We start from the raw sequence: 21,928 nt of genomic DNA, 5'->3' as shown, positions 1-21,928 counted from the left end.
CATGTTCCCGTTGCGGACAAGCCGGTGCGCGGCGGCGACTAGAGCAATCCATCCCACGCCGTCTGGAAATGCTGCCTTGCCAGTGGTTTATTAATGTCTCCCCGCCAGATCGCCACGTCGCCCGTTGCCCCGTCGCGGGCTTGAGTCTGTTGCCATTTCAGCCCGAGGCGACGCTGAGCAGGCAATTTGAGGTGGCCTTTGACAAAGACATCGAGTTGCTTGGGCGTTGCCGACTCGTAGTGAAAGTGCGCGTACCACAGCGGCTTGGGCGTGGCCTGGCGTATATCGCGGATTTCAAATTCCTGCATGAAATCCGGCCGGCCATCCTGGCGCCGTCCCAGGTCCTCCAGGGCGCCGGTCTTGCGGATGTCGACAATCGGTTTGTCATCCAACTGCTGACTGAGCAGATAGTCCAGGTAGCCCTCGGTCGGTGTCTGGCTGGCGATGGACTGGTTGATCCGCAGCCGCCGGCCTTGCTCGCGCAGGTCGGTGGCCTTCTGGCGCAGTTGCCGGACCAATGCCGCATCTCCCGCCAACTCTGCGAGGTGACGGGCTTGCAGCTCGAGGGTATCTGCCTCGCTGGTCATCATGAACTCAAGGTCCGCCGGGAGCATTTTCTGGCGCCTGTAGCCGTCGACTCGGGCCTGGTGGGCGGCCAGGTTCTGCAAACGATTCTTGGCGTCCTGGGTCAAGGCGTTCAGGTCACGGGGGGTGGGTTGCCATGCCGTCGGGCTCGCTGCATCGACGCGGCGGAATTTGCCGTCGCTGCCTTGTTCCCAGACATGCTCCTCGCCCCGTTTACCCGTGAGGGTGTAGCGCGGTTTTTGCGGGGCTGAGGTTTTATCGGCGTCACCAATCAGCAGCAGGTTGTCGTCGGTCTCGAACACGCGTTTGCCGGGTGCGCCCGTGGTCTTGGGCGTGACGGTGGTCAGGGCTTTTTCGGCGCGTGCGCGCAGGGCGCTGAGCTGTTGGTGCATCTGCGCGACATAGGTGTCATCAAACAGCTGCGGTACACCGGCCGTCCAACTGTTCAACTGGCGCTGATAGGTGTCGTAGGTGCTGATGCAGTGCTGCAATATGCGGTTGCGCTGGCTGGGGTTGGGGCTTGCCTCGAGCAGATGACGTTGCAGGTACAGCGCCTGTATCAAGGCGTTCTCGGCGTTATTCAGCGGCCCCTGCAGGTAATGCCAGGCGATGTCGTGCCCGGGTCTGCGATGCGCGATGAGCTCGGTCAGGGCCTCGGTCTTGAAGCGTGCGCGTTCAAGTTCGGAATAACGGCGGTTGATGACCTCGGCAGTCGTGACCAGGGTTTTTCGATTGATTCCGGGGCCCAGGGGCAGCCATCGGTTCATCAGTTCAACCGCTGCGTCGGTTCGCTGGTAGCAGTCAAATGCCTGGATATCCAGGTTGCGGATCTGTTCCCTGAGGGTTTGCCTGCCGGTCACCTGGTCAAAGGGCATGGCCTGAAGACGAGTGTTGAGGGCGGCGGCTTCGTCGGAGTATTTCAGGACTTGTTGCAGGGACACCCTCACCTGCAGTTGTGTGCACAGGCATACATCATCGGCCACATCGCCGCGGGCCTTCCTCAACATCTGGCTGCGGTTCCCTCGCAGGTAGCGTGAGATGGACACCAACTCTTCATCCATTTTCTGGGCCTGCGCCGTGAGATTGTCCATGGCGCGTTCAAGCTCCGGGATCACAGACAGGTCATCCGCGTGGTAGCGCGGCAGCAACCGATTGACCTCTGCGCCACTGGCGTTTATCGACTGCAACGCCGTCCCGATCCGAGATATCAGCCTGCGCTGCTGGCGCAAGGCATGGTCGGTCCACCAGCGCGGCAGCCATTGGCGAATCATCGCCGGCCACAGCGGGTCGAGGCGGTCGGCCACGGCGCCCAGCACGTTGCCGCCCCCCGGCAGCCCGCCATCCACCAAGGTGCCGTAGAGCGCGCCATGGGTATCCCATTGGCCGTTCTCGTCCAGCCCGATGGGCTGCTTATAGGACTTTTTACGCGTGCCGCTCAGTCGCAGGGTTTGATAAGCCTTGTCGAACTCCACCTGGAAGATCTGGCCGTGGTTGAGGATGAAGTCACCTGCGGGGTGGCGATAGACCTGGCGATAAATGCCCTGTTTGCCCGGTTGCAGGCCCGCCAGTGAAAGCGGTTTTTCATACGCATAACCGTCGAACCGCGTCAGGATGCTTGCCCGGCTGTGCGATGCCAGGGAGCGCCAGGCGCCGCTGCTGACGCCGGCATGGGCCGATTGTCGCAAGCGCATCAACCGGCGCGCCGCATCGGCCCGCACCGACGGCACGGCGGCCATCGGCACAATATCCATGGCCGCGAACAACAGGCATTCGAACACTGACGCCAGCTGTTCAATGCCGGCATGCGTTTCCCCTTGGCGGAACGCATCGACGGCACCGGCCAGTTGGGTGACACCATCCACCAGCGACACCGCCGTACCCACGAAAGGCACGAACCCCAAGGCGATCTTGATCCCGTTGAACAGGTGCCCGCTTTGCAGCGCATAGCGTTCCAGCGCAAGGTCTTCGTTGGAGCGGGCATCATTGCGGTTGGCCTCGATCAGCCGCCCCATGTGCGCATCCAGCAGATGTGCCGACAGTGAGGTGGTGACCGGCCAACGTTCGCCCGCGCCGATCATGCCCGTAAAGTGTTTTTGCTGGGCCTGGTCGATCCGCTGGATATGCGCGCGGACATCGCCCTTGATCGCACGGCCGGCGACGTACTGCACCATCTTGTCCAGCCGGCACAGATCGAACAGGCCCTTGCGCGCCTGATCCAGGCTGTCGTAGCGACGGAAAAAACGTTCGTCAGGTGCGTCGGGCAGGTACAACAAGGTCAAGCCGCTCGCTGCGTTGTGAATGAAGGTGATGCCCGACAAGGTGATCGGCTGCTCGTCACGGGTATCACGCCCTCCCGTCGCGAGGTGGGCCGGCAGCAGGCGGATGCGCCGTGACCCTGAGTCCCAGGCCGTGGCGGTGTCGGCATCGATGGCGATGTCGAGCAGTTGCAGGTCCGTTTCCGTCAGCTGGTTTTGCAGCACGGCGTAGCGCCCTTGCAGCTGCAACAGCAGGCGCCAGGGTTTGATCAGCACTTCACGGCGGTATTGCTGTTCAAAGGTCGATTCATCCGGGTGCCCTCTGAACGTGGCGTAGATATGGTCTTCATATTTCTTCGCCAGGTTGAGGTCCCGCACCATCTTGCTCAGGTAGTCGGCGCTGAGTCCGGCCTGCAAGGCACGGCCTTCCTCGGCGGCGTCGCTGGCCACGATTGCGCGCATAAAACCCAGGCGCAGGCTCAACGTGCTGTCAATGTTGCTCAATGCCAGCTGTTCCAGGGTCAGGCTGCTGCGTTCGCGACTGGGAACATCCACCAGGCGTGTCGGTGTGCCGCCGATATTGCCGCCGGGGATGATGTCGCGCTGCTGTTGGACAGCGTCCGGCAGTTCCACGGCGATGGAAAACCCGTGCTCAAGGGCGAAGTCCTTGCGCAGGCGCGCATCGATGTGTCGCCGCACAAAGTCGCCACGCGCGGGCAGGGACTGGTCGAATAATTGCTGTGCCTGTTCGATCGCCGGCAGGTAAGCCTGCATCAACGGTTTGAGGCTTGCACGTTGTTGCGCGGTAAGGCTGCGCAGCCAATCGGGGAGTTGTTCGGCCAGATGGGCGCTGTTGTCTTGTTCGAGCACCTGCAGGCAGGCCAGGTCCCGGGCTTCATGCACCGGCACGCGCAGGCTGTGAAGTGTCTGCAGGCGCAGTTTCTCCAGTTCGGCCGCACGTCGGCGGCCGTGGGGTGGTGCCGGATGGTCCGAACGTATCTGCGCGGCTTGCTCCTCGAACGCGACGTGTTGCAGGTTGAGGCTGTAGTCGAGCGGGTCGACGTTCAGCTCCTTGAGTTGCATGGAAAGCGCCTGTTCCTCGGGCATCAGGCGTAATACCGATGTGGCCAGGGCCTGGCACGAGTCGAACCGCTGCAGGCCGCCGCCGGTGCCGGGCCAATACAGCAACAGGCTATGAGGAGTGTCAGGTGGGTCGGTCAGCGCAAGCGCACAGGTGATGACCAGCGGGCCTTTGAGTTCGGTGGTGGTGACGGTGGTCGTAGCGTTGTTCTGGCGGGTGATCGACAACCATAGTGCGGCCACGCACGCGTCCTCGTTGCGCGCGGCGCGCAGCGGCTGGTCGAGTACCGTTTCCAGGCGGGTGAGTTCGTGTGGGTTGATTTGCTCAAGGCTGCGTTGCAGCCTGGCCTCGGCTCTCAAACCTTCGCGCCTGGCGGTATACAGCGCTGTGTACTGAATATTGAGGGTCGTGGTATCCAATGGCCGCCTTTCCAGCATCGCCACAGCGGCGGCGTCTGCCGCCAATTGCTGGGCAGTGAGTTCTGCGAGGGCTTGCTTGAAGGCGTTCATACGCGGCTCATCGCCTTGCAGGGTTTCCAGGGCCAGGCGTTGTTGCCGGATCATCGCCCGGCGATGGCTGGGGTCAAGGTCGGCGCCCAGCCAACCAAAGGGTGGCGGTGAATCCAGCTCGATTTCTTCGGCCGACGGCGTTTGCCTGGGCGCTGCCGCCGAGAACAGCGGGCGGGTGCGGCGCAGCAGGTCCAGTTCGTCACTGTGCAACAGCGCCAGGGGGGCGCCATCGCGGAAAACCGGGTGCTGCGGCGCGCTGCCCAGGCTCTGCCATTGCGCGTCGACCAGCCAGGCCAGCCATTGCTCGATGCCGTTGGCCAAGGGCTGTGTCTGGAGCCGGTAGTGGAGGGTCGCCAGGGGGGCTTCAGTATCGAACAGTTCGCGCTGGTGCTCCAGCAGCCAACGCTCCATCGCGGCACGTTGGCTGAAGACCTGCCAGGCCGGTTGGTGAAACGGCACATATAAAAGCTGGCTGACGGGTTGTTCCCCGTCCAGTGTGACCACCCAGGCGCCGGGCAGTGCACGCAGGCTGGCGTCGGAATGTTTGAGCATCAGCTGTTCGGTGAATATTTTCTGCTCGTTCACTGACGGCGTGTCGTCCGACGACTCAAGTAGTACGAACAGCGGTGTGAGCGGGGTCGCCCGCTCAATGTCTTGAGCCTTGAGCCACAAGCCCGTCGCCTCGAAATGCTCGCGATACAACTGTGCGGCACGTTGGCGTCGGCTGATCGGGGTCTGCGGTGCCCGGCCCGCCCAATAGCGGTTCCAGGCCTGGGTGAGGGCGGCGCGGATATCCAGGCGGCGGACCTGCTCCAGCAGTTGCGGCGTCGTCAGCTTGGCCAGTGGATGGTTGGCGGGCAGGTGTAATACCTGCACGTCACTCAGTGTCGCGGTGTCAGTGGCCGGGTACTTGAGGAGAAACGCGCAAGCGTCGGTCAGGGAACAGCGGCCGGCCGCGTGCTCGCCCTCGGATGGGGTTTGCAGCCCTACCTGGGCGCCGTCCAGGCCCAGGTGTTGCTGGAGTGTGTCATGGATGGTCGCTCGCAGTGTCGGTGCGTGGCTCATCAGTTCGAGCATGTCCCTGCGGCAATCACGCAAGCGTTGTTCGGCGCGCAGCAGCAGGTTCTCGTCCTGGTTCAACGCCAGGGTCGTATGTGAGGGGGTAAAAGTCGGCAGTGGCAGGTCAGCGAGTGCTGGCGCAGACAGGTCGGGCATGATGGGGGTTCCTTGGGCAAAAGGCCGATGGCTTCCGGCATCCGCCCATTGAACGCACCTGCTCCGGCGAGTTGGCGCTACATGTGTAGACCTGACCGCTGGGCACTCTTCATCAAACTGTCATGGAAGTGTGGCAGCGCGCTTGAACAAACTTCATCAGACTCGCGCTCTACTGGGGTTCTGCGTTTCGGTGTTTTTCATGCGCGTGTTTTTGCTACTGGCCGCTCTCTTGTTCGGCCTGCCGTCTTTTGCGGCTTCTCGATGTGATGTCAATGTCCCGACCCAAACGGTCGACCTGGAAACAGTCAGCATCGCCTACCAGAGTATCGGCCGTGCGTCCGATCCTGCGCTGCTGCTGGTGATGGGGCTGGGCGGGCAGTTGATCCATTGGCCGGATGAAGTGGTGGTGGCCCTGTGTGAGCAGGGGTTCCGGGTGATTCGCTACGACAACCGTGACGTCGGCCTGTCCACCTGGCGCCAGGCCCCGGCCAGCGCCAACCTGACCTTCGAAGTGCTGCGCTACAAGCTCGGCCTGCCGGTGGCGACGCCTTACACGCTGACGGATATGGCCGATGATGCGCTGGGTTTGATGGATGCCTTGCAGATCCGGCAATTCCACGTGCTGGGCGTGAGCATGGGCGGCATGATCGCCCAGCACCTGGCGGCGATGGCGCCGCAGCGGGTGGAAAGCCTGACGTTAGTGATGACCAGCTCCGGCGCCGAGGGCCTGCCGGCGCCGAGTGCGGCGCTGGTGCAATTGTTGTCGCGGCGCAGCGCGCCCAATCGCGAGGTGGCGCTGGAGCAGCAGGCGGACCTGCTAGCGGCCCTGGGCAGCCCGCAGGTGAAAGATGATCGTCAGGTATTACTGCATCAGGCGGCACTGTCCTATGACCGTGCCTTCAACCCCGAGGGTGTGAAGCGTCAGATCATGGCAATCCTCGCCGAGCCCAGCCGCGTGCCGTTGCTCAACCAGCTGCGGGTTCCGACACTGGTGGTGCATGGCACCGCCGATCCCTTGTTGCCGGTGATGCACGGCGTGCACCTGGCCGCGCATATCCAGGGCAGCCAACTGAAACTGATTCCGGGCATGGCCCATCGATTCCAGGAAGCGTTCAAGGCACCGCTGCTGACGGCGGTGCTGCCCTACCTGCAAGCCCATCGCGAAGACGTTGCGCATTGGGCGCAGATTGACCTGGGTGAGTCTTCGAAGGTGCTGTGAACTTGGTGTATGGTGCAACCTTTACGGCGCGTCAGTGCCGACAAGAACGCCTGCGAGGTTGCCTGCCATGAGTACTCCCCTGAAAATCGATTTCGTCAGCGACGTGTCTTGCCCCTGGTGCATCATTGGTCTGCGCGGCTTGACCGAAGCCCTCGACCAACTGGGTAGCGAGGTACAGGCCGAGATTCATTTCCAGCCATTCGAACTCAACCCGAACATGCCCGCCGGCGGGCAAAACATCGTTGAGCACATCACCGAGAAATATGGCTCCACCGCCGAGCAGTCCCAGGCCAACCGCGAACGCATCCGCGACATGGGCGCAGCCCTGGGCTTCGCTTTCCGCACCGACGGCCAGAGCCGTATCTACAACACCTTCGACGCCCATCGCCTGCTGCATTGGGCGGGGCTCGAAGGCTTGCAGTACAACCTCAAGGAAGCGCTGTTCAAGGCGTATTTCAGCGATGGCCAGGACCCATCCGACCACGCGACCCTGGCGATCATCGCCGAGAGCGTCGGCCTGGACATCAAGCGTGCGGCCCAGATCCTGGCCAGCGACGAGTACGCCGCCGAAGTGCGCGAGCAGGAACAACTGTGGGTGTCCCGTGGCGTGAGCTCGGTGCCGACCATCGTGTTCAACGACCAGTACGCGGTCAGCGGCGGCCAGCCGGCGGAAGCCTTTGTGGGCGCGATTCGTCAGATTATCAGCGAAGCCAAAGGCTGAGCTTCAGTCAAACTTGTAGCTGATCGCCGTCTGCACCTGGCCCTGGTTCACGTCGCCATTTTTCTTGACGATGCTGCTGTTGGCCGCCGAACCGACCAGGCGCGTCCAACTGGCGCTGGTCAGCCACGACCAATGGGAGGTCAGCGGGAACTCGAAACTCTGGGTCAGCGTCAGGTTCTGGAAGCCGGCGCTGGCGTTGTAGGCCCGGATACCTGAGGCGGCGGATTCATTGGCGTCGACGCCAAAGAACGCCTGGGTCTGACGGGCGTCGGCAAAGTAGGCCATCAGGCCCGTGCTGCCGATGATGTCGCCGCCCATCGGGTAACCCAGTTCACCGCCGAGTTTGCCGAGCATGCCGGTTCGACTGCGTGCGCCGCCGACGGCCTGGCCGACCTGGGTGTAGACGCGCCAGAAATCGGCCGGGGCGTATTGTACGAACCCGCCGACTTCGGCCATGTCCGGCACATCACGCAAGCCGCGCAGCGAGCCGTTGGACGTGCGGCCGGGCAGGTAATTGACGTAGGGGCCGGCGGTAAAACCATTGGTATTGAGTACGCTCCAGGTCAGGCCGTCGTCTGTACCCAGGCTCATGTTGCCCCAGTCCAGGTCGAGGTAGGGAATCGGTTTGACTTCGTAGCTGCTGGCGGTGGGGTCGCGGGGCTGATAGCTGACGCCGGCGCCCACCTGGCCGGTGATGCCGGCGGCCCAAGCGGTGCTGGAAACGCCCAGCAGACCGACTAAACCTGTGAGTACCGCGCAAGTGACTTTGAACATGGAGCGGATTCCTTACCTGAACTGGCGCGCATTCACGCGCGAAGGTAGCCCTGCGCGCAAGCACTCATCTTGTTTGTAGCAAGCTACAAAAATTGTAGCTGGCTCGACACATATCACCACGCATCTCAGCCAAAACCCCAGCCCCGCTGGCGTTCAGCCAGTTGGCACGCTCCCTGCTATACCCCTGGGGCAAGCGCATACAGCGCGCTCCATCAAGGTAAACGCAATGATCCAGTGGCATATCGTGTGTGACTTCGACGGGACCATCACCCCCACCGATGTCATCGACAACGTCCTCCAACGCTTCGCCGGCCCCGAGTGGGAAACCATCGAACAGGAATGGCTGGATGGACATATCGGTTCCCGCGAATGCCTGAGCCGCCAATTGGCGCTGATCAAAGCGACCCCGGCAGAACTGCTGGCGTATTTTGACAGCGTCGAAATCGACCCGGACTTCCCGGACTTCGTCGATCACGTCATGGGCCTGGGCGCCACCATCGAGGTGGTCAGCGATGGCATCGAACAGGGCATCGCGCGCATTTTGTCGCGCAACTACGTGACCCTGCTGCCGATCCTCGCCAACCGGCTGCGCCAGGTCGACCAGAACAGCTGGCGCATCGACTTCCCGTATTCCAGCGATGCCTGCCGTGCCGCGGCCGGCAACTGCAAGTGCAAATCCACCCCACGCAACAAACGCGTGCTGGTGATCGGCGACGGCAAGTCCGACATGTGTGTGGCTTCCACCGCCGACTTCGTCTTCGCCAAAGGCAGCCTGGCCAAATACTGCGAAGCCAACCATATCCCTCACGTGCGCTTCGACACTTTTGCCGAACTGCCTGCGCTGCTGGCCAAACTGCCGATGGGCATCGCCGCCAACGCCACCACCTTTACCGCTGAAAATCAGGAACTCTTCCACCATGTCTGATATCCGTATCGCTACCGCCGAAGACCAGGTTCTTCTGGATAAAGAAGCCAAGTATTGCTCTTACGGCGACACCGTTCACTACATCGAGCCACCGCGCATTTTCAGCCGCTGCGAAGGCTCCTACGTGTGGGATACCGAAGACCAGGCGTATCTCGACCTGCAAATGTGGTACTCGGCCGTAAACTTCGGCTACGCCAACCCGCGCCTGAATAACGCGCTGAAACAGCAGATCGATACCCTGCCGCAAATCGCCAGCCAGTACCTGCACAAAGGCAAGATCGAACTGTCGGAAATGATCGCAGTCGACGCCAAGAAGAAATTCGGCCTCGATGGTCGCGTGCACTTCAACGTCGGCGGTTCGCAGTCCATCGAAGACTCCCTGAAAGTCGTGCGTAACGCCAGCAACGGCAAGAGCCTGATGTTCGCCTTCGAAGGCGGCTACCACGGTCGTACCCTCGGCGCGTCGTCGATCACTTCGAGCTACCGCTACCGTCGCCGCTACGGCCACTTCGGCGAGCGTGCGCAGTTCATCCCGTTCCCGTACCACTTCCGCGGCCCTAAAGGCATGACCAAGGAAGAATACGGCAGCCACTGCGTGCAGCAATTCGCCCGTCTGTTCGAGACCGAGTACAACGGCGTCTGGGACCCTAAAGTCGGTTCCAGCGAATACGCAGCGTTCTACGTCGAGCCGATCCAAGGCACCGGCGGCTACGTGATCCCGCCGATGAACTTCTACCGCGAACTCAAGCAAGTCCTGGATCAGCACGGCATCCTGATGGTGTCCGATGAAATCCAGATGGGCTTCTACCGTACCGGTAAACTGTGGTCGATCGAGCACTTCGACGTGCAGCCGGACGTGATCGTCTTCGGTAAGGCGCTGACCAACGGCCTGAACCCGCTGGGCGGTATCTGGGCTCGTGAAGAATTGATCAACCCGAAGATCTTCCCACCAGGTTCGACCCACTCCACCTTCGCCTCCAACCCACTGGGTACGGCGGTAGGTCTGGAAATGTTCAAGATGACCAGCGAAGTCGACTACGGCGCCATGGTCATGGCCAAGGGCAAATACTTCCTGGAAGGTCTGCAAGACCTGCAGAAACGTTTCCCGATCATCGGCGACGTCGATGGCCTGGGCCTGGCCCTGCGCTGCGAAATCTGCGCTGCGGACGGCTTCACGCCAGACAAGGCGACCCTGGACTACATGGTCGAAGAAGGCATGAAGGGCGACATGGTCGTTGACGGCCAGAAACTGGGCTTGATTCTCGACGTGGGCGGCTACTACAAAAACGTGATCACCCTGGCACCGTCCCTGGAAATCAGCTACCCGGAAATCGACCTGGGCCTGAAACTCCTGGAGCAACTGCTGGTGCGAGCGACCAAGCGGTGAACAACATCGGAGTCGACCTCGGTGAAGGTGACGCCGGCTTCGTGTTGGGTGAAGGTCCGGTCGGGATTCTGTTGATCCACGGCCTGACCGGCACCCCGACGGAACTGCGCCAAGTCGCCAAGGGGCTGGCCAAGGTGGGCAACTGCACGGTGTACGTGCCCACCCTGGCTGGGCACTGCGGCGATAACAGCGACTTGCAGGCGACCGGCTGGCTGGACTGGTATGAAGGCGTGCGCAAGACCTTTGCGCAGGTCAAGCAGCGCCACGAGCAGGTGTTTGTCGGTGGCTTGTCCATGGGCGCGGTGATGTCGATGTATGTGGCCGCCGAGCACCCAGGACAAGTGGCCGGGTTGCTGATGTATTCCACCACCTTGAAGTACGACGGCTGGAGCATTAACAAATTGGCGTTCCTGACGCCGTTGTTGATGAAGATTCCATTCGGCGTGCACGTCTGCCGCTTTGAAGAGAAGCCGCCGTATGGCATCAAGAACGAGCGCCTGCGCTCGATCGTCGAACGGCAGATGAAGGAGGGGGAGAGCAGCGAAGCCGGTTTGCTGACCATGGAGGGCATCACGGTGCGCGAGTTGCACCGCATGAACGCCGTGGTCAAGAAACGCATGCCTGAGATCAAGGTCCCGGCGTTGGTGCTGCACTCCATCGAGGACGACATCACCAGCCGCTGGAACGCCGATTACGTGGAGCGCCATCTGGGTGGTCCCGTGACCAAGATCCTGCTGGACAACTGCTATCACATGATCACCGTCGACCTGCAATACCGCCGGGTGATCGAGTTGAGTGCCGAGTTTGTCGAGCAACATGCCGCCGCTGTCCAAGCGCCCGTGGATTACCGACAGCGGGCATGAACCTGAGCACTCGACGTGATCATCGCCCAAGCCTGCTTGGGCGTTCGAGCCATCCAGCGCAGTGTCTGGAACGGCTTGAAGAACGCGCGGTCTGTGTCTGGGTAAACGAGCGAGCTTGAGTACAACAGCCTGTTCTTGCGCCGGCGTAATCGGTGGGTGAACGGGCTGTTCAATTTCGCGAAAATGTTTCTTCGACCGGATCGTTCCGACCCTGCCATGGCTGCTGTGATAAGCGAAACCTGATGATCACCAAGACCCGCCCGAAAGCCCGCCCCTTTGCCATCTCGCGCTGGAGCGTCCAGCGCAAGCTGGTGCTGGCGTTCTGGTTGGTCAGCGTTATTCCGACCATGATTGCGGCCGAACTGGCGGCAACCACACTGTCACAGATCTTCGACAGCAACGTGCGCATCTGGCTGCAAGAGTCGACCAAGATCGTCAAGGACGAGGTCGGCAACATCCTTCATGACAACGCGCGCATGGCCAAGCTGTTCCTGCGCTACACCAGCCCGCCGTCAAGCAAGCAAGCCGCCAAGCACGACCGGCTGACCGCCGACATTGCCAACGCCACTGATATCGACGTGGTTGCGCTGATCCGCGCCAGCGATCACAAGGTGGTGTTCACCACGGCGGCTGACGATGTGGTCAAGCAGATCAACCTGACCAGCAATGCCGTCTTGCAGACGGTGCAGGTGGCCGGCGTGACGACGGGCATGGTGGTCTCCACGTTCGAAACCACGCAGGATGGGGAGGACTACCTGCTCCTGGTCGCTACCTACCTGGACAGCAGCTTCCTCACCAGTGTGGCGGATGTCCACTCCCTCGACCTGCGCCTGTACCTGGCCAACCCTTCGGGTTTTTCCGAGATATTCTCGACCCAGCGTTTTGATAATCACCCGTCGCGCATCCCGAAGAATGTCGAAACGGCCATGCGCGCCACCAAACAACCGAGCGAACAGTTCACCAACAATTACAGCGGTCTGTACTGGCCGATCTTCAACGACGCCGGCGACCTGCAAGGCGTGATCTTCAGTGGCCTGCTGCGCCATACCAGCCTGGTGGGGCTGGTGAACCAGAGCAACCTGTTCCTGCTGATTTTCCTGCTCAGCTCGGCGCTGTCCCTCGGCGCCGGGGTGCTGGTGTCACGGCGCCTGACCAAGCCGCTGCGGGACTTGTCCCTGGGGGTGAACGCGGTGATCTCCGGCAATTATGAGCACCGGGTGCTGGTCAGTGGCGGCGACGAATTGGCGCAGTTGAGCAGCACCTTCAACCACATGACCGAACGCCTGGGCGAGCTGCACCACCTGGAAGCGCAACTGCGCCGTCGAGACCGGTTGCACGCACTGGGCGAAGTCGCCATGGGCCTGGCTCACGAAATCCGCAACCCGCTGGGTATCATCAAGACCGCCACCCAGCTGTTGCACCGCCGTGCGGACTTGGCGGAGACCGACAAGCGCCATCTGGAATACGTGATCAGCGAAGTCAGCCGCATCAATGAACTGATCACCGAGTTTCTCGACTTCGCCAAACCCAACCCACCGTTGCGTGTGTTGCAGGCGGCACGCCCGGTGGTCGAAGAAATCCTCGGTTTCTGCGGCCCCGAATTGGCCACCCACAATATCGATGCACAAATTGTCGACCAGGCCCCCGGCGCGACCCTTTATGCGGATGCCAAGCAGATCAAGCAGGCGTGCCTCAACCTGATTCTCAATGCCGTCGACGAAATGCCTGAAGGCGGGCGCCTGACGCTGGGTATCGCCAGCACGAACGGCTACACGGTGATCAGCATTGCCGACACCGGCCCGGGCATTCCGGCGGATATGATGGAGCGTATCTTCACGCCATTCGTCACCACCAAGGCTTCGGGCACCGGCCTGGGGCTGGCTAAAGTCTATTCGATCATGGAAAGTCACGACGGCAGCATTGAATGCGCCAGTGAGAAAGATGCCGGCGCCACCTTCAGCCTGTACATTCCGGCACAGGGTGAAGACGATGGCGACGATGAGGAAGGTCATGACGCATAACGTATTGGTAGTCGACGACGAGCCGAAGCTGTGTGATTTGTTGTCGTCTGCCTTGAGCCAGAATGGCATCCAGGTGTTCACCGCGAGCAACGGTCTGCATGCACTCAAAGTGCTGGAGCAGGAAGACATCGACCTGGTGATCAGTGACTGGCGCATGCCGGGCATGGATGGGCCGGCATTGCTGGCCGAGATCAAGGTGCGTTTTCCGGACCTGCCGGTGATCGTGATGACGGCCTACAGCACGGTGAAAAATGCCGTGCAGTCGATGCGCAATGGCGCCTATGACTACATCGCCAAGCCCTTCGACATCGACGAGCTGGACATCACCGTGGCCAAGGCTTTGCAGTTTCGCGACATCCTGCGCGATAACGCGCGGCTGCGTGCCGAGCTGGATCACCATGCCCAATTCGACAGCCTGGTGGGCGAAAGCCCGGCCTTTCGCCAGGTGCTGCACGCGATCGACTCGGTACGCGACAGCAATGCAACCATCCTGCTGACCGGCGAAAGCGGCACCGGCAAGGAAATGGTCGCTCGCGCCATTCACAAGCACGGCAGCCGGGCCGACAAACCGTTCGTTGCGGTCAACTGCGCGGCGATCCCCGAAGGCTTGCTGGAAAGCGAGATGTTCGGCCATCGCAAGGGCGCTTTCACCGGCGCGGTCAGTGACCGGGTCGGGCGCTTCCAGCAGGCCGACAAAGGCACGTTGTTCCTGGACGAAGTCGGCGATATGCCCCTGGCCCTGCAGGCCAAGATCCTGCGTGCATTGCAGGAGCGGGTGATCGAGCCGGTGGGTGATCCACGCGAGCGCAAGGTCGACGTACGAGTGATCGCCGCGACCAACAAAAACCTGCTGGATGCGGTGGCCAACAAAGAATTCCGCGAAGACCTTTACTACCGTCTCAACGTGTTCCCGATTCCGCTGCCGCCCCTGCGTGACCGTGCCGAAGACATCGTGCCTCTGGCCCGGCACTTCGCCGAGACCCTGAGCGCCACCGCCGGCAAACGCATCACGGGCTTCAGCCCGGAGGCGTTGCAGGCCATGGCGGCCTACAACTGGCCGGGCAATATCCGTGAACTGCAAAACTGCGTGGAGCGCGCGACCATCGTCGCGGCCAAACCGGTGATTGAAGATATCGACTTGCCGGCTTACCTGTTCGCCTCCAAGCCCACCGAGGGTGGCGTGACGGCGGTGCTCAGCGAGGGCCTGGGTGTGCCTCAGGACCTGGATGCGGCGCTGGCGGAGGTGGAGAAAGCCTACATCCTGGCGGCCTTGCAAGAGAGCAACGGGGTGCAGGCAGCGGCGGCGTCGAAGATCGGGATCTCTGAAAGAAGCTTCTGGTATCGCCTGAAAAAACTGGGCATCCAAGTGGAAAAGATCATTCGCTGAGAGCAGACCTGTAGTGAGCGGGCTTGCCAGTCAGTTAAGCGATAGAACGGACGATGAATAACTTGTGGGAGGGGGCTTGCTCCCGATGAGGGTGTGTCAGTCAGCAATTTATCGACTGACTCACCCTCATCGGGAGCAAGCCCCCTCCCACAGTGACCGCGTTACTCCTTAACTGACTGGCATTAGGGCTTGCCCTGCGCTGGGCGGCAAGCCCGCTCACTACAAGTTAGGTCGCGATAGGAGTGGGGGCTCCTGTGACTTAGTGGCTCAAGCCATATTTCTTGACCTTGTCGAACAGCGTGGTCTTGGCCATCCCCAGTTCCTGGCTGGCCTGGGTCAGGTTGCCGCCGCTGCGTTGCAGGGCATCGTTGAGCAGGTTGCGTTCGAAGGCTTCCACCGCTTCGGTGAAGGCCAGGCCCTGGTTGCCGCTGCTGGCACCGCTTTTCTTGAAGGCGGGCAGGCCCAGGGCGAAACGTTCGGCGACGTTGCGCAGTTCGCGCACGTTACCGGGCCAGTCGTGGCTCATCAGGCTCGACAGGGTCTGGTTGTCCAGCTCCGGCGCGGCGCGGTCGAAACGCAGGGACGATTGCTGCAGGAAGTGTTCGAACAGTTGCAGGATGTCTTCGCGGCGCTCGCGCAGCGGTGGCAACTCCAGGGTCACCACGTTGAGGCGGTAGTACAGGTCGCTGCGGAACTGGCTGGCACGGCTCAGCTCGTCGAGGTCGGATTTGGTGGCGGCGATCACCCGGCAATCCACCGCTACGCTCTGGTTCGACCCCAGGCGTTCGAGCGTGCGCTCCTGCAACACCCGCAACAATTTGATCTGCAGGTTGATCGGCATGCTTTCCACTTCATCGAGGAACAGTGTGCCTTCGTGGGCGTGCTCGATCTTGCCGATACGGCGTTTGCCGGCGCCGGTGAATGCGTTGGCTTCATGGCCGAAAATCTCGCTTTCGAAGAGGTTCTCCGGCAGGCCGCCGCAGTTCAACGCGACGAATTGGTGAGCGTGGCGCCGGCTGAAATCATGCAGGCAGCGCGCGACCAGTTCCTTGCCGGTGCCGGTTTCACCTTCGATCAGCACGTTGGCTGAGGTGTCGGCGACATTGGCGATCAGTTCACGCAGGTTCTGCATGGCCGGCGAGCGGCCGATGATGCGGCCTTCCAGGGAATCGCGTTCAGCCAACTGACGGCGCAGCGACCAGACTTCCCGCGCCAGGCTGCGTTGCTCCAGGGCTCGGCGCGCCACGTCGACCAGGCGCTCGGGGGAGAAGGGTTTTTCCATGAAGTCGTAGGCGCCGTTGCGCATGGCGCCCACCGCCATGGAGATATCGCCATGGCCGGTGATCAGTACCACCGGCAGGCTTTTATCCAGGGCCTTGAGGCGGGTCAACAGCTCCAGGCCGTCGATGCCCGGCAGGCGGATATCGCTGATCACGATGCCGGCAAAGTTCTCACCAATGCGCTTGAGCGCTTCTTCGGCACTGCCTACGCCCACGCTGGGAATGTCTTCCAGTGCCAGGGCCTGCTGGCAACCGAGCAATACATGGGGGTCGTCTTCGACGATCAGGACGGTGAGGCCGTCCTTGGGGGCTGTAGCGTCTGTATTCATGTCGACTCAGCTGTTTGAGCGCCCGCCAGCGGCAAGCACAGGACAAAGGCAGTACCACCACTGGCCGGGTGTTCCACGGCGAGGTTGCCGCCGGTGGCCGCCGCGAGGCTGGCGGACAGGGTCAGGCCCAGGCCCAGGCCCTGCTCGCCTGGCTTGGTGGTGAAGAAGGGTTCGAATAAATGTTTGCGCGCCTCGGGGTCGATACCATGACCGTTGTCACGCACGTGCAGGCGATATTTGCCGTCGGCGCTGTGGCCTTCCAGCCACAGTTCGGGGGCCGGCTGTGCCTGCATGGCGTCGAGGGCGTTGCCGATCAGGTTGACCAGGATCTGCTCCAGGCGCGTCTGGTCGATCTGCAACTGGGCGTCGGCGAAGTCGCGGTGCAGGGTGATCGGCAGGCCGTCCAGGCGTGCGCCGAGCACCTGGAACGCAGCGTCCACGGCTTTGCCAAGGCTGGCCTCGCCCTGGTCGTCACCGCGTCGGGCGAACGAGCGCAGGCTGGCGGTGATGCGGCCCATGCGATCGATCAGTTCGTTGATAGTCTTGAGGTTGGTGCTGGCGGTGTCGAGGGCGCCGCGCTCAAGGAAGCGCACGGTGTTGCCCGACAGCGTGCGCAGCGCCGCCAGCGGCTGGTTCAATTCATGGGCGATACTGGTGGACATCTGTCCGATGGCTGCCAACTTGCCCGCCTGTACCAGTTCGTCCTGGGCGCGGCGCAAGGTTTCTTCGGCCTGGCGCCGTTCGCGGATCTGGCCCTTGAGCCGTTCATTGCTGGCGCGCAGGTCGGCGGTGCGTTCGGCAATCCGCCGCTCCAGTTGGCTGTTGGCTTCCTGCAAGGCTTCGCGGGCCGCGAGACGGGTGGCGATGACCTTGCGCCGTTCGTTCCAGGCGATCAGCAGAAAGGCCACCAGGCCAAAGGCGACGGCCACCAGGATGCCTTGATTGATCGCAGCGCGGCGCAGGTCATTGAGCGGCGTCAGCAGGGTGAAATTCCACGGTGTGTCGTTGAGCGGACGGGTTTGTGCCAGGTAACTGACGGCGTGCTCGTCGTTTACCACTTCACTGTTGGCCGGGAAGGTCAGTTTCTCGCTGCCTTCGTTGAGGCGCTCGCGGGCCAGGGGTTCGAGCTCGTTCAGGGTCGCCCAGTAATATTGCAGGCTGTGCGCCAGGCGTTCCTTGGTGTCATCGCTCAGCGGGCGCACCGCCTTGAGTCGGCGGGCCGGGTCGCTGGAAAGGATGATGATGCCGTTTTCATCACTGACAAACGCTTCGAGGCGCGCACGTTGCCAGCGCTCCTCCAGGGCTTCGAGGCGCACTTTGACCACGGCCACGCCGATGATCTTGCCGTGCTCTTCCAGGCCGTGGGCCAGGTAGTAGCCGGGCTCGCCGTTGGTGCTGCCGATGCCGTAGAAGCGGCCGGGTTGGCCACGCACGGCGTTCTGGAAATAGGCGCGGAAGGACAGGTCCTCACCCTGGTAACTGTCGGCATCGCGCCAGTTACTGGTCGCCAACACGCGGCCGGTAGTGTCCATCACGTAGATGGCCCGGCTGCGACTGCGCCGGTTCAGGCCCTCCAGGTAATCGTTGACGGTTTTGCGCGTCTCCTGGTTCGGGTCGGCCAGCAGTTGGGAAACGCTGGACTCCAATTCCAGGAGGCTGGGCAGATAGGTGTATTTGCTCAGTTCACTTTCGACGGTGCGAGCGTGCAGCTCCAACTGGCGTTCGCCCGTGTCGCTGAGCGTGCGGATGCCATAGAACTCACTGACCCAGAACCCGATATAACCCAAGCCGATCATCAGGGCGATGATCAACGGCGGCAGGAACAGTTGGCGAATCAGACGTGGTTTCACGGCAAGTGATGGCGGTGCGGCGCGAAATTGGTTGGGGTCGCATTTCATCACAGATGCCTTGGGTCAACCAGAGCTTGCCGGTCCAGTGTGGGAGGGGGCTTGCTCCCGATAGCGGTGGTTCAGCTGAATATGCATTGGCTGATATAGCGCTATCGGGAGCAAGCCACCTCCCACATTGACCCGGTTTCTACAGGGGCAGCTACGGAGTACTTAGTGCTGCAGGATTTTCTCAAGGAAGTGCTGTGCACGCTCGGAGCGGGCGCTGATATCGCCGAAGAACTCTTCTTTCGGGCAGTCTTCGATGATCTTGCCGGCATCCATGAAAATCACGCGGTCGGCCACTTTACGGGCAAAGCCCATTTCGTGGGTCACGCACATCATGGTCATGCCTTCCTGGGCCAGTTGCACCATTACGTCGAGCACTTCGTTGACCATTTCCGGGTCGAGGGCCGAAGTGGGTTCGTCGAACAGCATGACGATCGGGTCCATGGCCAGGGCGCGGGCAATCGCCACCCGCTGTTGCTGGCCGCCGGAGAGTTGGCCCGGATGCTTGTGGGCGTGTGCCGACAGGCCGACGCGGTCAAGCAGTTGCAGGCCCTTCTTGGTGGCTTCTTCCTTGCTGCGGCCAAGCACCTTGATTTGCGCGATGGTCAGGTTTTCGGTGATGGTCAGGTGCGGGAACAGTTCGAAGTGCTGGAACACCATGCCCACGCGCGAGCGCAGTTTCGGCAGGTTGGTCTTCGGGTCGGCGATGGAGGTGCCGTCGACCACGATGTCGCCCTTCTGGAACGGTTCCAGCGCGTTGACGCATTTGATCAGGGTGGATTTGCCCGAGCCCGAAGGCCCGCACACCACGATCACTTCGCCTTTTTTAACCTCGGTGCTGCAATCGGTCAGCACCTGGAAGTCGCCATACCACTTGTTGATGTTCTTGATAGAGATCATACGGCAAACCTTTTTTGCAGACGCTTGACCAGCAGCGAGGCGGAAAAGCTGATGATGAAGTAGACGACACCGGCGAAGATCAGGAACTCATTGGAGCGGCCGATGATGTCGCCGTTGGAGCGGGCAGAGTTGAGGAAGTCCACCAGGCCCACGGTATAGACCAGCGAGGTGTCCTGGAACAGGATGATCGACTGTTGCAGCAGCAACGGGGTCATCTTGCGGAACGCCTGGGGCAGGATGATCAGGCGCATGGTCTGGCCATAGGTCATGCCCATCGCTTGTGCCGCGCCCATCTGGCCCTTGGGGATCGACTGCACGCCGGCCCGCACGATTTCACAGAAGTACGCGGCTTCGAACATCATGAAGGCCACGACGCAGGACGTGAACGCGCCGATCGGAGTGTCCTCGCCGGTGATCCAGCGCAATACGAACGGCACCGCCAGGTAGAACCAGGTGATCACCAACAGCAGTGGGATCGAGCGGAAGTAGTTCACATAGGCGCCGGCCAGGCTCGACAGCAGCTTGCTGGACGACAGGCGCATCAGCGCGAGCACGGTGCCCAGCGCGATGCCGCCGATCACGCCCATGACCATCAGTTGCAGGGTCATGAGCATGCCGTTCCACAGGCCTGGGATAGCGGGGATGATGCCGCTGAAATCGAAGTCCATTATTTACCCCCCACGGAGATCAGGCCGGGCACGGCGACTTTCTTCTCGACCAGGCGCATCAGCAACATCAGGCTCATGTTCAGGGTGAAGTAGATCAGTGTGGCCAGGGTGAACGCTTCAAACAGGTTGGCCGAGAACTCGGCGGTCTGCTTGGTTTGCGCCAGCAGCTCCATCAGGCCGATCAAGGACGCCACGGAGGAGTTCTTGAACACGTTGAGGAACTCCGAGGTGAGCGGCGGAATGATGATCCGGTAAGCCTGGGGCAGCAGCACGTTCCAGTAGATCTGCGGCAGCTTGAAGCCCATGGCGCGCGCCGCGGATTCCTGGCCGCGTGGCAGCGCCTGGATGCCGGTACGCACTTGCTCACACACACGGGCGGCGGTGAACAGGCCCAGGCACACCACTACGCTCAGGTAGGCCGAGGTGGTCGGGTTGAGGTCTTGTTTGTACCAGTCCTGCAGGTTCTGCGGCAGCATGTCGGGCACCAGGAAGTACCAGATGAACAGCTGAACCAGCAGCGGCACGTTACGAAACAGTTCCACGTAGCAGGTCGCGATGCCCGATACGAGGCGGCTTGGCACGGTGCGCATGACCCCCAGAATGGAGCCCAGCAGCAAGGCGATAATCCATGCCACGACAGCGATGGCGATGGTCCAGCCCAGGCCGGCGATATACCAGTCGAGATAAGTCTCGCTGCCAACGCCGGTGGACTTGAAGAATACGCCCCAGTCCCAGTTGTAATTCATTAGGGTCTCCCCTCGAGATCGATCGATGTACAAGCACCCGCTTGGGGAAGATCCTTTCCCACCTGACGGTGAACGCCAGGCACACGCGATCGGCTCGAAAACCGCCAGGTCGAGTGTTCCAAATTAAAGCCAGCAGGTAGTAACAGACGCCTGAGGGAGGGTTGGCTCCCTCAGGAGATAAGCTTAGTCAGGTATCAGATTTTTACGTCAGGTGCCGGCTTGTCGCTTGGGTTGGCGATCAGCTCCTTCACCTTCTCGCTCATCGGGAAGTTCAGGTTCAGGCCTTTCGGTGGGATCGGGCTTTCGAACCATTTGCTGTAGATCTTGTTGATTTCGCCGGACTTGAACAGGCCAACGATAGCGTCATCTACAGCTTTCTTGAACGCTGGGTCGTCTTTGCGAACCATGCAGGCATAGGCTTCGAAGGACTGCGGAGTGCCGGTAATGACCCAGTCATCCGGCTTCTTGGCCTTGGCTTCTTCACCGGCGAGCAGGGCGTCGTCCATCATGAAGGCAACGGCGCGGCCGCTTTCCAGCATCTGGAAGGATTCGCCATGGTCTTTGGCGGAGATGACGTTCATGCCCATCTGCTTGTCGGCGTTCATCGCCTTGATGATGCGCTCGGACGTGGTGCCGGCGGTGGTCACGACGTTCTTGCCTTTCAGGTCGGCAAAGTCAGCGTAGGACGGCTTGCCATCCTTGTCTTTCTTGACCAGCAGGCGGGTGCCGATTTCGAAGATGTTGACGGTGAAATCAACTTGCTGGGCGCGTTCGGCGTTGTTGGTGGTGGAGCCGCACTCAAGGTCCGCGGTGCCGTTCTGGATCAACGGGATGCGGGTTTGCGAGGTGACCAGGTTGTACTTGACCTTGAGGTCGGGTTTGTTCAGGTCTTTTTTCAGGGCTTCAACCACAGCCAGCTGAACGTCGTGGGAGTAGCCCACAGGTTTGCCCGAACCATCCGCAATGTAGGAAAACGGGATGGAACTGTCGCGGTGCGCGAGAGTGATGGTGCCGGAGTCATTGATTTTCTTCAGTGTGCCGGTGAGTTCGGCGGCGAAAACTGGAGTGCTGATCAGAGCAGCAGCGATAGCTGCGCCCAGGATATGGGGAACGATGCGCATCAATACTTCCTCGACATTTGTTTTTTTTATAAAGCCGGCTAAACGGC

At 61.5% G+C, this 21,928-nt stretch carries 15 protein-coding genes and 1 pseudogene; 8 read left to right on the top strand and 8 right to left on the bottom strand.

Annotated elements, in window-relative coordinates:
* Positions 1 to 38 precede the first annotated feature (38 nt).
* Positions 39 to 5,645 (bottom strand): dermonecrotic toxin domain-containing protein, encoded by a 5,607-nt coding sequence (locus JBE38_RS14095; protein ID WP_205344514.1) that lies wholly within the window; start codon positions 5,643 to 5,645, stop codon positions 39 to 41.
* Between the two features lie 199 nt (positions 5,646 to 5,844).
* Here JBE38_RS14095 and JBE38_RS14090 point away from each other — a divergent pair, with 199 nt between their 5' ends.
* Positions 5,845 to 6,864, top strand: coding sequence for an alpha/beta fold hydrolase (locus tag JBE38_RS14090; RefSeq protein ID WP_205344513.1), 1,020 nt, complete (start codon positions 5,845 to 5,847; stop codon positions 6,862 to 6,864).
* Between the two features lie 67 nt (positions 6,865 to 6,931).
* The gene (locus JBE38_RS14085; protein WP_205344512.1) at positions 6,932 to 7,585 is read left to right on the top strand and encodes a DsbA family oxidoreductase; all 654 of its coding nucleotides are present in this window, start codon (positions 6,932 to 6,934) and stop codon (positions 7,583 to 7,585) included.
* 3 nt (positions 7,586 to 7,588) lie between these two features.
* Here the strand turns inward: JBE38_RS14085 and JBE38_RS14080 are convergent, their stop codons facing one another.
* Complete coding sequence (locus JBE38_RS14080; RefSeq protein WP_205344511.1) at positions 7,589 to 8,359, bottom strand: MipA/OmpV family protein; 771 nt, start codon at positions 8,357 to 8,359, stop codon at positions 7,589 to 7,591.
* Between the two features lie 226 nt (positions 8,360 to 8,585).
* Between JBE38_RS14080 and JBE38_RS14075 the strand changes: the two genes are divergently transcribed.
* The 6 genes and pseudogenes from JBE38_RS14075 (at position 8,586) to JBE38_RS14055 (ending at position 14,942) form a co-directional block, all read left to right on the top strand.
* Positions 8,586 to 9,284 carry an MtnX-like HAD-IB family phosphatase gene (locus JBE38_RS14075; protein WP_060754442.1) on the top strand — a complete coding sequence of 233 codons (699 nt, stop codon included), beginning with the start codon at positions 8,586 to 8,588 and terminating at the stop codon, positions 9,282 to 9,284.
* Positions 9,277 to 10,671, top strand: a complete 1,395-nt coding sequence (locus tag JBE38_RS14070; protein ID WP_060754441.1) for an aspartate aminotransferase family protein — start codon at positions 9,277 to 9,279, stop codon at positions 10,669 to 10,671. The genes JBE38_RS14075 and JBE38_RS14070 overlap by 8 nt, the downstream gene beginning before the upstream one ends.
* On the top strand, positions 10,668 to 11,534 hold the full coding sequence (locus JBE38_RS14065; RefSeq protein ID WP_090366494.1) for an alpha/beta hydrolase: 867 nt from the start codon (positions 10,668 to 10,670) through the stop codon (positions 11,532 to 11,534). The genes JBE38_RS14070 and JBE38_RS14065 overlap by 4 nt, the downstream gene beginning before the upstream one ends.
* A 111-nt stretch (positions 11,535 to 11,645) precedes the next feature.
* Positions 11,646 to 11,777: pseudogene (locus tag JBE38_RS27685) on the top strand (GNAT family N-acetyltransferase); the annotation flags it as partial.
* On the top strand, positions 11,777 to 13,555 hold the full coding sequence (locus tag JBE38_RS14060; RefSeq protein WP_205344510.1) for a sensor histidine kinase: 1,779 nt from the start codon (positions 11,777 to 11,779) through the stop codon (positions 13,553 to 13,555). The pseudogene JBE38_RS27685 and the gene JBE38_RS14060, both read left to right, overlap by 1 nt.
* Positions 13,545 to 14,942 (top strand): sigma-54-dependent transcriptional regulator, encoded by a 1,398-nt coding sequence (locus JBE38_RS14055; RefSeq protein ID WP_161548175.1) that lies wholly within the window; start codon positions 13,545 to 13,547, stop codon positions 14,940 to 14,942. Before JBE38_RS14060 ends, JBE38_RS14055 begins: the two co-directional genes overlap by 11 nt.
* A gap of 259 nt (positions 14,943 to 15,201) precedes the next feature.
* Here the strand turns inward: JBE38_RS14055 and JBE38_RS14050 are convergent, their stop codons facing one another.
* From JBE38_RS14050 to JBE38_RS14025, 6 genes are all read right to left on the bottom strand, one after another.
* The gene (locus tag JBE38_RS14050) at positions 15,202 to 16,551 is read right to left on the bottom strand and encodes a sigma-54-dependent transcriptional regulator (protein ID WP_090366492.1); all 1,350 of its coding nucleotides are present in this window, start codon (positions 16,549 to 16,551) and stop codon (positions 15,202 to 15,204) included.
* Positions 16,548 to 18,449: a sensor histidine kinase gene (locus JBE38_RS14045; protein ID WP_198763646.1), complete on the bottom strand. Its 1,902-nt coding sequence runs from the start codon at positions 18,447 to 18,449 to the stop codon at positions 16,548 to 16,550. Before JBE38_RS14045 ends, JBE38_RS14050 begins: the two co-directional genes overlap by 4 nt.
* Positions 18,450 to 18,611: 162 nt before the next feature.
* The gene (locus tag JBE38_RS14040; RefSeq protein WP_060753935.1) at positions 18,612 to 19,346 is read right to left on the bottom strand and encodes an amino acid ABC transporter ATP-binding protein; all 735 of its coding nucleotides are present in this window, start codon (positions 19,344 to 19,346) and stop codon (positions 18,612 to 18,614) included.
* Positions 19,343 to 20,014, bottom strand: a complete 672-nt coding sequence (locus tag JBE38_RS14035) for an amino acid ABC transporter permease (protein WP_060753936.1) — start codon at positions 20,012 to 20,014, stop codon at positions 19,343 to 19,345. The genes JBE38_RS14040 and JBE38_RS14035 overlap by 4 nt, the downstream gene beginning before the upstream one ends.
* The gene (locus tag JBE38_RS14030; protein WP_060753937.1) at positions 20,014 to 20,760 is read right to left on the bottom strand and encodes an amino acid ABC transporter permease; all 747 of its coding nucleotides are present in this window, start codon (positions 20,758 to 20,760) and stop codon (positions 20,014 to 20,016) included. The genes JBE38_RS14035 and JBE38_RS14030 overlap by 1 nt, the downstream gene beginning before the upstream one ends.
* A 194-nt stretch (positions 20,761 to 20,954) precedes the next feature.
* Entirely contained in the window at positions 20,955 to 21,881 is a 927-nt protein-coding gene (locus tag JBE38_RS14025; protein ID WP_104995639.1) for a glutamate/aspartate ABC transporter substrate-binding protein, read from the bottom strand.
* Positions 21,882 to 21,928 lie beyond the last annotated feature (47 nt).

The organism is Pseudomonas sp. ICBG1301 (assembly GCF_016918385.1).
Classification (GTDB): domain Bacteria; phylum Pseudomonadota; class Gammaproteobacteria; order Pseudomonadales; family Pseudomonadaceae; genus Aquipseudomonas; species Aquipseudomonas palleroniana.
The sequence above is the reverse complement of the archived record's forward strand: the minus strand, read 5'-3'. Positions and strand labels throughout refer to the sequence as shown.

Coding starts and splice junctions, on each gene's coding strand:
- JBE38_RS14095 (WP_205344514.1), bottom strand. CDS start 5,645: ATGCCCGACCTGTCTGCGCCAGCACTCGCTGACCTGCCACTGCCGACT.
- JBE38_RS14090 (WP_205344513.1), top strand. CDS start 5,845: ATGCGCGTGTTTTTGCTACTGGCCGCTCTCTTGTTCGGCCTGCCGTCT.
- JBE38_RS14085 (WP_205344512.1), top strand. CDS start 6,932: ATGAGTACTCCCCTGAAAATCGATTTCGTCAGCGACGTGTCTTGCCCC.
- JBE38_RS14080 (WP_205344511.1), bottom strand. CDS start 8,359: ATGTTCAAAGTCACTTGCGCGGTACTCACAGGTTTAGTCGGTCTGCTG.
- JBE38_RS14075 (WP_060754442.1), top strand. CDS start 8,586: ATGATCCAGTGGCATATCGTGTGTGACTTCGACGGGACCATCACCCCC.
- JBE38_RS14070 (WP_060754441.1), top strand. CDS start 9,277: ATGTCTGATATCCGTATCGCTACCGCCGAAGACCAGGTTCTTCTGGAT.
- JBE38_RS14060 (WP_205344510.1), top strand. CDS start 11,777: ATGATCACCAAGACCCGCCCGAAAGCCCGCCCCTTTGCCATCTCGCGC.
- JBE38_RS14055 (WP_161548175.1), top strand. CDS start 13,545: ATGACGCATAACGTATTGGTAGTCGACGACGAGCCGAAGCTGTGTGAT.
- JBE38_RS14050 (WP_090366492.1), bottom strand. CDS start 16,551: ATGAATACAGACGCTACAGCCCCCAAGGACGGCCTCACCGTCCTGATC.
- JBE38_RS14045 (WP_198763646.1), bottom strand. CDS start 18,449: ATGAAATGCGACCCCAACCAATTTCGCGCCGCACCGCCATCACTTGCC.
- JBE38_RS14040 (WP_060753935.1), bottom strand. CDS start 19,346: ATGATCTCTATCAAGAACATCAACAAGTGGTATGGCGACTTCCAGGTG.
- JBE38_RS14035 (WP_060753936.1), bottom strand. CDS start 20,014: ATGGACTTCGATTTCAGCGGCATCATCCCCGCTATCCCAGGCCTGTGG.
- JBE38_RS14030 (WP_060753937.1), bottom strand. CDS start 20,760: ATGAATTACAACTGGGACTGGGGCGTATTCTTCAAGTCCACCGGCGTT.
- JBE38_RS14025 (WP_104995639.1), bottom strand. CDS start 21,881: ATGCGCATCGTTCCCCATATCCTGGGCGCAGCTATCGCTGCTGCTCTG.